Genomic DNA, 15,306 nt, shown 5'->3' on the forward strand with positions numbered 1-15,306 from the left:
TGTCGTGTGTTACTCCGGTAGAATCTGTTCCAGCTGCCACAAACTGGTCAGCTCCTCACGCTGGCGAACTAAGTGGCTTTGTTTACCGTCCACCATCACTTCTGCTGCTCGGGTACGAGTATTGTAGTTCGAAGACATCACAAAACCATAGGCACCTGCTGAACGAACCGCGAGTAGATCACCTTCTTGCAAAACGAGTGCGCGATCTTTACCCAAGAAGTCGCCGGTTTCACAAATAGGACCAACCAAGTCGTAAGTCTGAGCTTCACCCTTTCGCGGTGAAACTGGCACAATATCTTGCCATGCTTGGTATAGCGCAGGACGCATCAAGTCGTTCATTGCAGCGTCGATAATCGCAAAGTTTTTATGCTCAGTATGTTTTAAAAACTCAACACGCGTTAGCAATATACCTGCGTTCGCAGCAATTGCACGGCCTGGCTCAAAGATCAGCTCCAAGTCTTGGTGATTTTCAAGACGGCCTAGTAACGCTTTGGCGTAATCAGAAGGCTGAGGTGGTAATTCATCACGATAGACCACACCCAAACCACCGCCGACGTCAAGGTGACGAATGTTAATGCCTTGCGCTTTTAAATCATCAATCAGGGCTAATAAACGGTCTGTCGCGTCGATAAATGGGTCTATATTGGTCAGCTGAGAACCAATGTGGCAGTCGATACCTTGCACATTCAAGTTCGGCAGGCTTTGCGCGAATTTATAAACATCTGGCGCACGATCAAACGCAATGCCGAATTTATTGTCGCGAAGACCAGTCGAAATGTAAGGGTGTGTTTTCGCGTCGACATCTGGATTGATACGCAGAGAAATTGGCGCAATCACACCAAGCTCACCCGCAACCTTGTTCAAACGTTCTAGCTCTGGCTCAGATTCAACGTTGAAACATTTGATACCTAGCTCAAGAGCGCGCTTCATCTCTGCCGGTGTTTTACCAACACCAGAGAAAACGACTTTTTTCGGATCACCGCCTGCGGCAATCACACGCTCAAGTTCACCACCCGACACGATGTCAAAACCCGATCCCAAACGCGCTAGCGTGTTCAATACGCCTAAGTTTGAGTTGGCTTTCACCGCGTAGCAAACCAGGTGAGGATGCTGACCCACAGCACTATCAAACGCCTTCCAATGGCGCTCTAGCGTGGCTCGAGAATATACATAAAGAGGAGTGCCATATTGCTCTGCAAGAGCTTGAAGTGGGACGTCTTCGGCCCAAAGCTGGCCATCATCCTGATAGTTGAAGTAATCCAAAATTCGCTTCCCTTATTTTATTCGACTGCTGAACCCTAATTTCACCCTAAGGTGCGGTTATTTATTGTGATTGCTCATTCTGTTGAGTGTCATCTGGAATGTATAGTGAGCCAGACTGACCACACCCCGCTAAGGTCGCGGCAACCATCACAAACAACACAGTAACTAATTTTTTCATTTCGCATATCGTGATTATTGAATCAATGCCCCCTATAATCGCACCACACTCAGGAAAAGCAATAGGATAGACGGATGAACGATACTGAATTTCATCAACTGGTGGATGCGCAGATGCAAATCATCGAAGAATCCATCGATGATTCAGGCGCAGACATTGATTACGAAGTCACTGGCAACGTAATGACATTGGAATTTGAAGACCGCAGCCAAATCATCATTAATCGCCAAGAGCCGATGCATGAGATCTGGCTAGCGTCCAAATCTGGTGGTTTCCACTTCAAGCTTATTGAAGGTAAATGGACCTGCTCAAAAACGGGTATGGAGCTATTTGAAATGGTGAAGAAAGAGTGTGAAAAGCACGCAGGCGAAGCCATTGATTGGGCATAATTCTGGTCAATCGTCACCAAAACAAAAGAGCACCGAAGTGCTCTTTTTGTTTATTGATACGGGTTTAATTACGCGTTCACAGTTTTGGTCGGGCGACTCGGTGAACAACCGTCATTACGGTAAGGAATGATATACGCATTCCCCTCTTCAGGGTGAATAATTTGATAGTACTGAGGCAGGTTAAAGTTAATAAACTTCGACGCGACGCGACTATCGTCTTTTACCGACGTGTAGAAGCTGTTTACAGACGAAATCATTTCATCTTTGGAGCCACTAAATTGGTGATACACTTCCACTTGATTTGACTCATCCAAAACATAAATATTGAAGCCATCTTCGTTATCTTCAAAGAAGAACTGCACCAGACCTTCACTGGCAAACCCATCCACCGCCTCCGGCATTTGATATTCTTGCTCACGATCGAGCATTAACAGCGGCGAGCCTTTGAGTTTGTTAGTAGAAATGCTGCGGTAGAAATCGATGGAATTTTCTAGCTTCTGCACCGACACACCACGACGTTCAAAGAACAACCCATAAGTCTGGTTACCAAGACGCATCGCTTTAAAGCGGCGGCGTTTCTCTTGCTCTACTGGTTTCAAGCGTAAGTCGATACATTCAGCTAAAAGCTGGTAAACCATATTACGCATCACACCACGCATGTTCTTCGCATAGCAGAACACATCCACTGATTCTGGTGGCAACGCATCTTGGTGCATTTTGCCCAAAATGGTTTTCAGTGCATCCAGCATCGCCGTTTCCCCTTTGAAATGCAGCGTACGCACTTCATGCCAAGAGTTACGGTAAACAAGGTCAACACTGCCGACTAAATTTTTATGTTCTGGACCAAAGCTAAAAATATCGGTGTTCTTAACATCCACTTTCAACGAACGACCAGAAAGTTCAGACGTCGGATCATTTTCGAAGTTGATGAACATCGCAAGCTGGCTTATTTCACAAGGACTCGCTAGCGCCTGCATAGATGGACGACGCTTACGCAACGCAAAAGTATTTCGTAAGTCACTCACCATTTGGTAAAACTTATCAATATCTAGCTGCGCTTCACGTACCACGGCATGTAAACGAGTCGATTCAGTGATCAAGCCATTGAAGAATGCCCAAGCAACCAACTTACTCAAGTATTCATGATGCTCTAGATATGGTTGCCCCAAAATGCGGTGCGCAATAAGCGGTTGTTTATAGAGGTACCAACCAGACTTGTTTACCCCCCCTTTTTTCACTTCGATAAAGCTCAAGTCAGGCTCGTGCAGATCAGGTGAAATCTGTGGGTTTAGTAACGTTACTTTGCCCGGCAATACTTCAAAAGCCGCGTAGAGTTTACGGGCCAAAATACTGATGTCTTGCGGACTGATAGCAGAAGTGATGTCGTTACGACGCGCAAATTGAATCAAGTTACGGTAGCTTTGCATCAACGCATCCAGCAATGCATGATGTACCACCTTTACTTGTTCAACCTTCCAATTACGGCGGTCATCGAGCTCTGCAACGACACTGGCATCCCAATTCCATTTTGCAATCATATCGCTCAGTGCTTCACGACGCCAAGCTACTGAGCCAATATTCGGCTCACGAGATAGTTTTTCATGGGTTTTGAGATAGAAACAGCGACGCACCAAATCCAAACGTGTATCGTCTTGAATTCGCTCTAGGTAACGGGTTACTTTTTCCAACATTAAGTAGTACGCATCCATGCCATAGAGGTCAGGCTCATGGGCAAAGAAACGACGCTTAGTGTCGATACTTAACAATTGAGTATGCGGGTATTCCCACGAGTAAGCTTCTAGCAAGATGGCTTTTAATACCGATTTGTAGGGAGAGTCGATGCTTTTGTATAACTGCCACAAGTTCGAGCCGAAGTATTCTTCAGCAGGAATGCAGTTCAATTTACCAAAGTCGATCCATTCACTACAGTCGATGTAACCATCACTGCACAGTTGAGAAACGTACTCGTCGTAACACTCTTCCATTTCTGGCGGCACGATTTGCCATAACAAACGCTGTCCGGCAATACGCACCGCACTACGATAGAATTCATCTAGCAAAAGTAAGTGCTGAGATGAACCACAGTTATCACCTGTCATCTCCTCAGAATGATTGCTTCTAAAGCGCTCTTTATCCATTAAGAAAAAGTTCGCTTCCACGCCTTTGCTTTGTGCCCAATCCGTGATGAGTAGGCATTTATTGGTCAATAACTCGCGTTCGTCACAATCCATCTCTGGAGAGATACACACCCAAATATCCAAATCACTGGAAGTACTTTGACCAATCGAGGAGGTACTGCCCATGGTGTACAAACCCAATATAGCGGGCTTTTCTACCGTCTTGAGCGGCTGACCAATGGCAAGTTGAATATCATCTATGAATTGTTGCTGAATACTATTTAGTTCAAGCCCATGCACACCAAACGGGACATCGGCATCATAATAGCCAGGAATTACAGGATGGTTGTAGTTCAACAAGGCAGGAATCAAATGGAAGACTTGCTGGCTTTGCGAATCCATAAGCGCCAGCGCGCGATCAACTCGCTGCTGATTCAAATTATCTAGTCGCTGGATGATTTTTTGGGTGTAAGCCTGCAAGGGGAATTCCTTGGTTGAACAATCACGAAAATCTGCTGACGTTTTAAACCAAAATGGCTTAAAAACGTGATCAATTTAACACTTTTATTGGTGCGGGTAAAGCTTCACGCCCGCGTATCACTCTGGATACAAAACCATACTTTAGTCACAAAATTAATCGCGCGGTAGTGTCGCTCTTATTACCTATTACTAATAATAGTCCTTAGTCTAATTGAGAATCCAGTCACACTATTTTCATAACGTCATGTAATTCCATTCATAGCCTTCAGAGATAACGAACTAACAGTAAGCATTTCTTGATGAGAATGGTAGGATAAACCCAAATCCAAACAGCATTGAGAAGATCATGACACAATCCACACCGATTCGCATTGCAACTCGAAAAAGCCCTCTTGCTTTATGGCAAGCTTACTTTGTTAAAGACGCCCTTCAAGCCGCTCACCCTAGCTTGGAAGTCGAGTTAGTAACCATGGTGACCAAAGGTGACGTGATTTTAGATACACCACTAGCAAAAGTTGGCGGCAAAGGCTTGTTCGTAAAAGAGCTTGAAATCGCGATGCTAGAAGGACGTGCAGACCTCGCCGTTCACTCAATGAAAGACGTACCCGTCGATTTCCCAGAAGGCCTTGGCCTCGTGACCATTTGTGAGCGTGAAGATCCTCGTGATGCCTTCGTCTCTAATACCTATAGCCACATTGATGAGCTCCCTCAAGGTGCCGTGGTTGGTACTTGCAGTTTGCGTCGTCAATGCCAACTGAAAGAATATCGTCCGGACATCATCATCAAAGAGCTTCGCGGTAATGTGGGCACTCGCCTTGGTAAGTTAGATGCGGGTGAGTATGATGCAATCATTCTTGCTGCGGCTGGCCTTAAACGATTGAAGCTTGAAGAGCGCATTCGTAGCTTTATCGAACCAGAGCAATCACTACCAGCGGTAGGCCAAGGTGCTGTCGGTATTGAGTGCCGCCTTGACGATGAAAGACTGCTTAAGCTGCTTGAGCCACTTAACCACCAAGACACCGTAGACCGCGTTTTGTGTGAGCGCGCAATGAACCTGACGCTAGAAGGCGGCTGTCAGGTACCGATCGGCAGCTATGCCCTACTAGACGGCGACAACATTTGGTTACGCGCATTAGTTGGCGAACCAGATGGCAGCGAAATTGTTCGTGGTGAAATTCGTGGCCATCGTAAAGATGGCGAAGCATTAGGAGTGCAGCTAGCCAATGAGCTGCTAGATAACGGCGCTCGTGAAATCCTAACTAAGCTGTACGCAGATCACGAATAACCATGGCAGTGTTGGTCACTCGGCCGGGAGAGCAAGGCAACGCGCTTTGCTCTCTGCTCGAAAGGCATGGCATTTCCGCATATCACCATCCCCTGATCGACATTGTCGCCGATCTCACGGACACGCACCTCTCTAAACATCTACATCAAGCTCAAATTGTTATCGCTGTTAGTCGACATGCAGTGCAATGCGCACAGCAAATCTTAGCCAGCAACGGGATGTCATGGCCGAAACAAGCTATTTACCTTGCCGTTGGTCAAAAAACAGCACACTATTTAAGCAAATGTACCCAACAGAAAGTACACTATCCCCAAGTCAGTGATAGTGAACACTTATTGCGACTGCCAGAGCTCAACAATGTGGCACAACAACAAGTTCTTATCCTTCGTGGTAACGGCGGAAGAGAGCTGATCAAAGATGCATTGGTGAGGCGTGGCGCAAAAGTTCACTATAGTGAGACTTACAAGAGAGAATTCATCCCATTCGATCCAGTAAGCTGTATCTCACTATGGAAAAACCTACAAATTAACCAGATTATTGTCACCAGTGGTGAACAACTGGATTATTTGTGCAGCCAATTGACGTCGGAGCAATTGACTTGGCTTAATCAACAAGAGTTGTATATCCCCAGTCAGCGTATCGCTGACATCGCAATTCAAAGGGGGTTCACTCGCGTGAGATGCACGGGAAGCGCATCCAACCAAGAATTACTGGCGGCTCTCCAGCCCTAGCTACACAGGATATAGGCATGACAAGTAAAAATAACGACCAAAAAAATAACGATAAAAACCTTTCCGAAGAAACCTCATCGGCACCGCTAGTCGAAAAAACCACATCGCAGCAGGATGCGGACCTTAAAAAAGAGCAACCACAAGCGGCCGAGCCCCCAAAAACAGCAGAGCCAACCAAAGTCGAGTTTGAAGAAAAACAAGGTAAACGCGGTGTCAAACTAGGCACGGTCGCTATCATCTTATCGATTATTTTTGGCGGTGGCCTCGCGTACAAGCTGCATCAACAGCAAGCCGATTACCAAGCGCAGATCGCCCAACTAAAAAGTCAGCTAGAAAGCACTCAAGCTTCCATGAAGCAAGAACTCAGCCGGGTACAAGAAGAAACCATCGAGAAAGCAACAACCGTGACACACAAAGCGGAAGTGGTACTTGGACAGCAACAGAAGAGCATTGAAAGCTTACAGCTCGCCGTTGCCGATGTGAAAGGTCGTCGACCAAACGACTGGCTATTAGCGGAAGCCGATTACCTTGTCAAATTAGCTGGTCGTAAATTGTTCTTAGAGCACGATGTAGAAAGCGCGACTCAACTGATGGAAAGTGCAGACCAACGCATTGCAGCACTGAATGACCCTAGCCTCGTCAAACTACGTAAAGCAATGGCGAACGATATCACCAAACTTCGCACTATCCCGCTAATTGACCGTGATGGATTGGTACTACGCTTAACTGCCCTACAACAGCAAGTAGACAAGCTCCCTCTCGCCAATGCACTGCTACCTGAAGCTGAAGCCGTAGAAAACACTGAAGTGTCTGAAGATATCGCAAACTGGCAAGATAACTTAATGACCTCTTTGAAGGACTTTTCAGAAAACTTCATTACCTTCCGCACGCGCGATGGTAACGTCATTCCACTGCTTTCTCCTGAGCAACACTTTTACCTGAAAGAAAACATCAAAGCCAAATTGGAAACGGCAATAAAAGCGGTGTACCAAGAACAAGGTGAAATTTACACCACATCTCTAAAAACAGCCGACAAATGGGCATTAGCTTTCTTCAACCAAGACGATAATTCTGTTAAAGAGTTCAACAAAACGGTTAACCTACTAAGTCAGCAAAATATTCAAGTGGAATACCCAACAAAACTGCAAAGTCAGTCTCAACTATCAGATGTCATCCGTGAACGCCTACGTCGTGAAGTCACAACGATGACAGGCATGGAGGATAAGTAATGTTTCGTCTTATTTTCCTATTTGTTGTACTAGGCGCAGGACTATTTGTTGGCACCCAGTTTTCTGGTCAGCAAGGCTATGTACTCATCTCCATTGCCGAGAAAACGATCGAGATGAGCGTAACGACATTAGTGGTTTTCGTTATCGCTGCACTCGCAGGTCTTTTTCTGCTTGAGTACCTGATTAAGAAGTTAGTTTATGCTAGTTCTACAACATGGAACTACTTCAGTGTTCGCAAAATGCGCCATTCCCGCCGATACACCAATGAAGGCATTATTAAACTTCTAGAAGGTGACTGGAAAGGTGCTGAGAAGAAAGTAACTCGCTGGGCAAATCATCACGATATGCCGCTGCTTTGCTACTTGGTTGCGTCTGAAGCCGCACAAGGCCAAGGTGATAAAGCAAAACGAGATCACTATCTAGAGCTAGCGAGCCAACAAGAGAACGCCCATCTCGCAGTAGAACTGACTCGAGCGAAACAATTTATCCGCGACAACGAGTTCGAGTCCGCTTTCGATACCTTGCAATCGTTAAAAAGTCAGTATGCGAGTAACTCTATTGTATTGAACTTGCTGAAAACAACGTACATGCAGCTAAAGTTGTGGCAACCTCTTATTGACCTCTTGCCACAACTAACCAAAGCAAAACTCATCACGGAAGAAGAACATGCAGAGCTGATTCAAAAGGCGCAGTGCGGCTTACTCCATGAAGTAGCGCAACAACAAGGTAGCGAAGGGCTAATCTCCCATTGGAATAGTCTCTCACGTAAAGTGAAACAAGACACAAACCTCGTTGCCTGTTTTGCTCGAGAACTCATCACACGAAAAGCTGATGCAGAAGCCTTTACCGTGCTAAAAGAAGCATTAAAAAAACAACCTGCCCCAGAGCTTTATCAACTTCTGCCAGATCTAAACCTGCCAGATACCCACCCTGTCGTGGTCTTCTTAGAGGGAGTAGTGAAGAAAGAACCGGATAACGCCGCTGCCCATAGCGCATTAGCGCACTTCTATTTCCGTCAAGAGAGGTGGCAAGAAGCCCAGGATCACTTTGAGATCGCCTTAAAGCTTCGCTCTGACGTCTCTGACTATGCATTCCTAGCAGACACACTAGAGAAGCAAAATCTAACCAAAGCTGCTCACGAAGTCTCTCGTAAAGCTCTCACGCTCGTACAGAATGACTAACTTAAGATGACCTAACCAAGCCGACAGCTTACCTGTCGGCTTTTTTATTGCCTGCTATTAACCCTTCAGTCCTTAGTCATCAATATGTTTATCCAATTCATTGGCTCCCAAGTAGTTCTCAACTTCCTAGCAACTCACTATCGTTTCACTTTCCTCTTCTCTTTTGACTACTCTGATCCTGTCATTCCAGCAGAATCCAAAACAATTTTAAAAGATGCAGGAATACGTAACTTTAGCCTGTTGATGTATGGTTTTAAGACGTAGCTAGATTTAGGCAATAGAGCACACGCGTCGCTAGACTGAGTAAAACAAAAAGATACATCAGTGAAACAGTGGCTATTTGAGTATGCTTATTTGTTCGGTCTATCCGGTAAAAGGGGCTAGAGAAGCAATGGTAGTGCTTTAAGAGAACGATAAGACAATAGATGGTTCAACACCTTAACAAAGCATCTCCAACAACCTTATCGGGACAGCATGCAGTGATGAGGATGAACAGCTTTAGAAGCAACTGCACTTCTTAGCAAAAATCAAAATGTCACAACCAATACCGATACCAATATTACTTTGTCGAAAAGTAGATCGCATATGGAATTGATTTTTGGCAAGCACAGATAGAGTAATAAAGATGTACGGAAATGAAAAAAGCCTCGCTATTTCTAGCAAGGCTTCTTAATAGTGGCGGAGAGATAGGGATTTGAACCCTAGATACGCTATTAACGTATGCCGGTTTTCAAGACCGGTGCTTTCAACCACTCAGCCATCTCTCCACAAATTGTCACTAAAACTTAGTCTTATACTATTGATGCTAATTTTTAGTTTTGCCTTCAGTTATCTCAATTAAAGAGAACTTGAAAGCGATGTTTAAAGCCTGGCGATGTCCTACTCTCACATGGGGAAGCCCCACACTACCATCGGCGCTATTTCGTTTCACTTCTGAGTTCGGCATGGAAATCAGGTGGGTCCAAAACGCTATGGTCGCCAAGCAAATTCTTTAATTCGGAAAGCTGTTTTTTAATTCTCGTTCTTACACATTCAATGTTCTTTCATTGAGTCCATCAAAACCCCTTGGGTGTTGTATGGTTAAGCCTCACGGGCAATTAGTACAGGTTAGCTCAACGCCTCACAACGCTTACACACCCTGCCTATCAACGTCGTAGTCTACGACAACCCTTTAGGATACTTAAAGTATCAGGGAGAACTCATCTCAAGGCTCGCTTCCCGCTTAGATGCTTTCAGCGGTTATCGATCCCGAACTTAGCTACCGGGCAATGCGTCTGGCGACACAACCCGAACACCAGAGGTTCGTCCACTCCGGTCCTCTCGTACTAGGAGCAGCCCCTTTCAATTCTCCAACGCCCACGGCAGATAGGGACCGAACTGTCTCACGACGTTCTAAACCCAGCTCGCGTACCACTTTAAATGGCGAACAGCCATACCCTTGGGACCGACTTCAGCCCCAGGATGTGATGAGCCGACATCGAGGTGCCAAACACCGCCGTCGATATGAACTCTTGGGCGGTATCAGCCTGTTATCCCCGGAGTACCTTTTATCCGTTGAGCGATGGCCCTTCCATTCAGAACCACCGGATCACTATGACCTGCTTTCGCACCTGCTCGAATTGTCATTCTCGCAGTCAAGCGGGCTTATGCCATTGCACTAACCTCACGATGTCCAACCGTGATTAGCCCACCTTCGTGCTCCTCCGTTACGCTTTGGGAGGAGACCGCCCCAGTCAAACTACCCACCAGGCACTGTCCGCAACCCCGATAAGGGGTCGACGTTAGAACATCAACACTACAAGGGTGGTATTTCAAGGACGGCTCCACGCAATCTAGCGACTGCGCTTCAAAGCCTCCCACCTATCCTACACATGTAGGGTCAATGTTCAGTGCCAAGCTGTAGTAAAGGTTCACGGGGTCTTTCCGTCTAGCCGCGGGTACACTGCATCTTCACAGCGATTTCAATTTCACTGAGTCTCGGGTGGAGACAGCGTGGCCATCATTACGCCATTCGTGCAGGTCGGAACTTACCCGACAAGGAATTTCGCTACCTTAGGACCGTTATAGTTACGGCCGCCGTTTACCGGGGCTTCGATCAAGAGCTTCGACCGAAGTCTAACCCCATCAATTAACCTTCCGGCACCGGGCAGGCGTCACACCGTATACGTCATCTTGCGATTTTGCACAGTGCTGTGTTTTTAATAAACAGTTGCAGCCACCTGGTATCTGCGACTCTCAATAGCTCCATCCGCGAGGGACTTCACCGTCGAGAGCGTACCTTCTCCCGAAGTTACGGTACCATTTTGCCTAGTTCCTTCACCCGAGTTCTCTCAAGCGCCTTGGTATTCTCTACCCGACCACCTGTGTCGGTTTGGGGTACGATTCCTTACAATCTGAAGCTTAGAGGCTTTTCCTGGAAGCATGGCATCAATGACTTCACTACCGTAGTAGCTCGACGTCGTGTCTCAGCCTTAGAAAGAGCCGGATTTACCTAACTCTTCAGCCTACGCACTTGAACCTGGACAACCGTCGCCAGGCCCACCTAGCCTTCTCCGTCCCCCCATCGCAATTGTAAGAAGTACGGGAATATTAACCCGTTTCCCATCGACTACGCCTTTCGGCCTCGCCTTAGGGGTCGACTTACCCTGCCCCGATTAACGTTGGACAGGAACCCTTGGTCTTCCGGCGAGGAGGTTTTTCACCCCCTTTATCGTTACTCATGTCAGCATTCGCACTTCTGATACGTCCAGCATGCGTTACCACACACCTTCAACCGCTTACAGAACGCTCCCCTACCCAATGCACTAAAGTACATTGCCGCAGCTTCGGTTTACTACTTAGCCCCGTTACATCTTCCGCGCAGGCCGACTCGACCAGTGAGCTATTACGCTTTCTTTAAATGATGGCTGCTTCTAAGCCAACATCCTGGCTGTCTGAGCCTTCCCACATCGTTTCCCACTTAGTAGTAATTTGGGACCTTAGCTGGCGGTCTGGGTTGTTTCCCTCTCCACGACGGACGTTAGCACCCGCCGTGTGTCTCCCGGATAGTACTTACTGGTATTCGGAGTTTGCAAAGGGTTGGTAAGTCGGGATGACCCCCTAGCCTTAACAGTGCTCTACCCCCAGTAGTATTCGTCCGAGGCGCTACCTAAATAGCTTTCGGGGAGAACCAGCTATCTCCAGGTTTGATTGGCCTTTCACCCCTAGCCACAAGTCATCCGCTAATTTTTCAACATTAGTCGGTTCGGTCCTCCAGTTGATGTTACTCAACCTTCAACCTGCCCATGGCTAGATCACCTGGTTTCGGGTCTATATCCAGAGACTGAACGCCCAGTTAAGACTCGGTTTCCCTACGGCTCCCCTAGATGGTTAACCTTGCCACTGAATATAAGTCGCTGACCCATTATACAAAAGGTACGCAGTCACAGGACAAGCCTGCTCCTACTGCTTGTACGTACACGGTTTCAGGTTCTATTTCACTCCCCTCACAGGGGTTCTTTTCGCCTTTCCCTCACGGTACTGGTTCACTATCGGTCAGTCAGTAGTATTTAGCCTTGGAGGATGGTCCCCCCATATTCAGACAGGATATCACGTGTCCCGCCCTACTCGATTTCACTGAACACACGTCGTCAACTACGGGACTATCACCCTGTATCGTCGGCCTTTCCAGGCTGTTCGTCTAACGCGTGTAAAGCTTAAGGGCTAGTCCAATTTCGCTCGCCGCTACTTTCGGAATCTCGGTTGATTTCTTTTCCTCGGGGTACTTAGATGTTTCAGTTCCCCCGGTTCGCCTCGTTATGCTATGTATTCACATAACGATACTTACTTATGTAAGTGGGTTTCCCCATTCGGAAATCCCAGACTCAAATGGTTTTTACTACCTAATCTGGGCTTATCGCAAGTTAATACGTCCTTCATCGCCTCTGACTGCCAAGGCATCCACCGTGTACGCTTAGTCACTTAACCATACAACCCGAAGGAGTTTCGAGTTGATGTTCAAATCACCAAAGTTGTCTCTCATTATTTGAATGAGCGAGAGACATTTCGATTTTGCCGGACTCAATTTCGAATAATCACTTAAAAGTGATATTCCCAAGAACACTTGAATGTGTTTTTTGGTGTTTGTCATAAAGACAAACATTGAGAACTTTACAAACAATCTTAAAGATTGTTTTGTCAGCTTTCCAAATTGTTAAAGAGCTAGATTTTCTGATGAAAACCATTTTTAAAGATTCTTTTTCAAGAACACTTAAAGATGGTGGAGCTATGCGGGATCGAACCGCAGACCTCCTGCGTGCAAGGCAGGCGCTCTCCCAGCTGAGCTATAGCCCCATCAAGGTGTCGATACTGTCGCCAATTCCTTGGAAAAGAAATTGGTGGGTCTGAGTGGACTCGAACCACCGACCTCTCGCTTATCAGGCGAACGCTCTAACCACCTGAGCTACAGACCCAGTATCGTCTCTTTACTTTATAAACCGTATCAATCTGTGTGAACACTCATCGCAATAATCATCGTTTAAGGAGGTGATCCAGCGCCAGGTTCCCCTAGCGCTACCTTGTTACGACTTCACCCCAGTCATGAACCACAAAGTGGTAAGCGTCCCCCCGAAGGTTAAACTACCTACTTCTTTTGCAGCCCACTCCCATGGTGTGACGGGCGGTGTGTACAAGGCCCGGGAACGTATTCACCGTGGCATTCTGATCCACGATTACTAGCGATTCCGACTTCATGGAGTCGAGTTGCAGACTCCAATCCGGACTACGACGCACTTTTTGGGATTCGCTCACTTTCGCAAGTTGGCCGCCCTCTGTATGCGCCATTGTAGCACGTGTGTAGCCCTACTCGTAAGGGCCATGATGACTTGACGTCGTCCCCACCTTCCTCCGGTTTATCACCGGCAGTCTCCCTGGAGTTCCCGACATTACTCGCTGGCAAACAAGGATAAGGGTTGCGCTCGTTGCGGGACTTAACCCAACATTTCACAACACGAGCTGACGACAGCCATGCAGCACCTGTCTCAGAGTTCCCGAAGGCACCAATCCATCTCTGGAAAGTTCTCTGGATGTCAAGAGTAGGTAAGGTTCTTCGCGTTGCATCGAATTAAACCACATGCTCCACCGCTTGTGCGGGCCCCCGTCAATTCATTTGAGTTTTAATCTTGCGACCGTACTCCCCAGGCGGTCTACTTAACGCGTTAGCTCCGAAAGCCACGGCTCAAGGCCACAACCTCCAAGTAGACATCGTTTACGGCGTGGACTACCAGGGTATCTAATCCTGTTTGCTCCCCACGCTTTCGCATCTGAGTGTCAGTATCTGTCCAGGGGGCCGCCTTCGCCACCGGTATTCCTTCAGATCTCTACGCATTTCACCGCTACACCTGAAATTCTACCCCCCTCTACAGTACTCTAGTCTGCCAGTTTCAAATGCTATTCCGAGGTTGAGCCCCGGGCTTTCACATCTGACTTAACAAACCACCTGCATGCGCTTTACGCCCAGTAATTCCGATTAACGCTCGCACCCTCCGTATTACCGCGGCTGCTGGCACGGAGTTAGCCGGTGCTTCTTCTGTCGCTAACGTCAAATAATGCAGCTATTAACTACACTACCTTCCTCACGACTGAAAGTGCTTTACAACCCGAAGGCCTTCTTCACACACGCGGCATGGCTGCATCAGGCTTGCGCCCATTGTGCAATATTCCCCACTGCTGCCTCCCGTAGGAGTCTGGACCGTGTCTCAGTTCCAGTGTGGCTGATCATCCTCTCAGACCAGCTAGGGATCGTCGCCTTGGTGAGCCCTTACCTCACCAACTAGCTAATCCCACCTAGGCATATCCTGACGCGAGAGGCCCGAAGGTCCCCCTCTTTGGCCCGTAGGCATCATGCGGTATTAGCCATCGTTTCCAATGGTTATCCCCCACATCAGGGCAATTTCCTAGGCATTACTCACCCGTCCGCCGCTCGACGCCGTTATCGTTCCCCGAAGGTTCAGATAACTCGTTTCCGCTCGACTTGCATGTGTTAGGCCTGCCGCCAGCGTTCAATCTGAGCCATGATCAAACTCTTCAATTTAAGATTTTGTTCGGCTCAATGAATACTGAACATTACATAACGTAATGTTTGAATTGACTGTGCTGAATCTTTCGATTCAATGGTCACTTCGTATCATTGAAACCTAAATTGTTTCCGAAGAAACTATTTGGATCATCATCAACGAGTGCCCACACAGATTGATAGGTCTATATTGTTAAAGAGCTTGCTTTGCGAGAAGTTTTTCTCTCAAAGCGGAGGTGCATTCTAGCGATTTAATTGACAGTGTCAAACACTTTTTCAATTTTATTTTTCGTAGAAGCTTTCACCTCTCCGACCCTGCTGAAGCCTTATCGCGTCTGCCGTGTCGGTGGATGCGCATTATAGGGAACTCAGATCCGTTCGCAACCCTTTTTTGAAAAAAA

Annotated in this window: 8 protein-coding genes, 3 tRNA genes and 3 rRNA genes; 5 read left to right on the forward strand and 9 right to left on the reverse strand. The window is 47.1% G+C overall.

Annotated features, from left to right (window positions below):
- Nucleotides 1–9 precede the first annotated feature (9 nt).
- Entirely contained in the window at nucleotides 10–1,263 is a 1,254-nt protein-coding gene (gene lysA / locus N646_RS10335; RefSeq protein WP_005378745.1) for a diaminopimelate decarboxylase, read from the reverse strand.
- A 61-nt stretch (nucleotides 1,264–1,324) separates the two neighbouring features.
- Complete coding sequence (lptM, locus tag N646_RS25150) at nucleotides 1,325–1,441, reverse strand: LPS translocon maturation chaperone LptM (protein ID WP_005378746.1); 117 nt, start codon at nucleotides 1,439–1,441, stop codon at nucleotides 1,325–1,327.
- A gap of 74 nt (nucleotides 1,442–1,515) precedes the next feature.
- On the opposite strand from lptM, the gene cyaY reads away from it, so the two are divergent.
- Nucleotides 1,516–1,830: an iron donor protein CyaY gene (gene cyaY / locus N646_RS10345; protein WP_005378747.1), complete on the forward strand. Its 315-nt coding sequence runs from the start codon at nucleotides 1,516–1,518 to the stop codon at nucleotides 1,828–1,830.
- 68 nt (nucleotides 1,831–1,898) lie between these two features.
- Here cyaY and N646_RS10350 read toward each other — a convergent pair whose 3' ends face one another.
- Nucleotides 1,899–4,427 (reverse strand): class I adenylate cyclase, encoded by a 2,529-nt coding sequence (locus tag N646_RS10350; RefSeq protein ID WP_005378748.1) that lies wholly within the window; start codon nucleotides 4,425–4,427, stop codon nucleotides 1,899–1,901.
- Between the two features lie 346 nt (nucleotides 4,428–4,773).
- Between N646_RS10350 and hemC the strand changes: the two genes are divergently transcribed.
- Genes hemC through N646_RS10370 form a run of 4 tightly spaced genes read left to right on the forward strand, consistent with a single transcriptional unit; the run spans nucleotide 4,774 to nucleotide 8,853 of the window.
- Nucleotides 4,774–5,712 (forward strand): hydroxymethylbilane synthase, encoded by a 939-nt coding sequence (hemC, locus tag N646_RS10355; RefSeq protein WP_005378749.1) that lies wholly within the window; start codon nucleotides 4,774–4,776, stop codon nucleotides 5,710–5,712.
- A gap of 2 nt (nucleotides 5,713–5,714) precedes the next feature.
- Nucleotides 5,715–6,443, forward strand: a complete 729-nt coding sequence (locus tag N646_RS10360; RefSeq protein ID WP_005383386.1) for a uroporphyrinogen-III synthase — start codon at nucleotides 5,715–5,717, stop codon at nucleotides 6,441–6,443.
- 17 nt (nucleotides 6,444–6,460) lie between these two features.
- Nucleotides 6,461–7,672, forward strand: coding sequence for a uroporphyrinogen-III C-methyltransferase (locus tag N646_RS10365; RefSeq protein ID WP_005378751.1), 1,212 nt, complete (start codon nucleotides 6,461–6,463; stop codon nucleotides 7,670–7,672).
- The gene (locus tag N646_RS10370; protein WP_005378752.1) at nucleotides 7,672–8,853 is read left to right on the forward strand and encodes a heme biosynthesis protein HemY; all 1,182 of its coding nucleotides are present in this window, start codon (nucleotides 7,672–7,674) and stop codon (nucleotides 8,851–8,853) included. The genes N646_RS10365 and N646_RS10370 overlap by 1 nt, the downstream gene beginning before the upstream one ends.
- Before the next feature lie 676 nt (nucleotides 8,854–9,529).
- On the opposite strand, the gene N646_RS10375 is transcribed toward N646_RS10370, so the two are convergent.
- The 6 genes from N646_RS10375 to N646_RS10405 form a co-directional block, all read right to left on the reverse strand.
- A tRNA-Ser gene (locus N646_RS10375) sits at nucleotides 9,530–9,620 on the reverse strand.
- Between the two features lie 99 nt (nucleotides 9,621–9,719).
- Nucleotides 9,720–9,836, reverse strand: a 5S ribosomal RNA gene (gene rrf / locus N646_RS10380).
- A 93-nt stretch (nucleotides 9,837–9,929) separates the two neighbouring features.
- Nucleotides 9,930–12,819: ribosomal RNA gene (locus N646_RS10385) — 23S ribosomal RNA — on the reverse strand.
- 290 nt (nucleotides 12,820–13,109) lie between these two features.
- Nucleotides 13,110–13,185, reverse strand: a tRNA-Ala gene (locus N646_RS10395).
- A 42-nt stretch (nucleotides 13,186–13,227) separates the two neighbouring features.
- Nucleotides 13,228–13,304: transfer RNA gene (locus N646_RS10400), tRNA-Ile, on the reverse strand.
- A 66-nt stretch (nucleotides 13,305–13,370) separates the two neighbouring features.
- Nucleotides 13,371–14,923 (reverse strand): 16S ribosomal RNA (locus tag N646_RS10405).
- The 16S, 23S and 5S rRNA genes sit together here with 3 tRNA genes alongside, the layout of an rRNA operon.
- Between the last annotated feature and the right edge of the window lie 383 nt (nucleotides 14,924–15,306).

It is taken from the genome of Vibrio alginolyticus NBRC 15630 = ATCC 17749 (assembly GCF_000354175.2).
Classification (GTDB): domain Bacteria; phylum Pseudomonadota; class Gammaproteobacteria; order Enterobacterales; family Vibrionaceae; genus Vibrio; species Vibrio alginolyticus.

Excerpts from the sequence above, each read along its gene's own strand:
- N646_RS10360 (WP_005383386.1), top strand. The coding sequence starts at position 5,715 with ATGGCAGTGTTGGTCACTCGGCCGGGAGAGCAAGGCAACGCGCTTTGC.
- hemC (WP_005378749.1), top strand. The coding sequence starts at position 4,774 with ATGACACAATCCACACCGATTCGCATTGCAACTCGAAAAAGCCCTCTT.
- N646_RS10370 (WP_005378752.1), top strand. The coding sequence starts at position 7,672 with ATGTTTCGTCTTATTTTCCTATTTGTTGTACTAGGCGCAGGACTATTT.
- lptM (WP_005378746.1), bottom strand. The coding sequence starts at position 1,441 with ATGAAAAAATTAGTTACTGTGTTGTTTGTGATGGTTGCCGCGACCTTA.
- cyaY (WP_005378747.1), top strand. The coding sequence starts at position 1,516 with ATGAACGATACTGAATTTCATCAACTGGTGGATGCGCAGATGCAAATC.
- N646_RS10365 (WP_005378751.1), top strand. The coding sequence starts at position 6,461 with ATGACAAGTAAAAATAACGACCAAAAAAATAACGATAAAAACCTTTCC.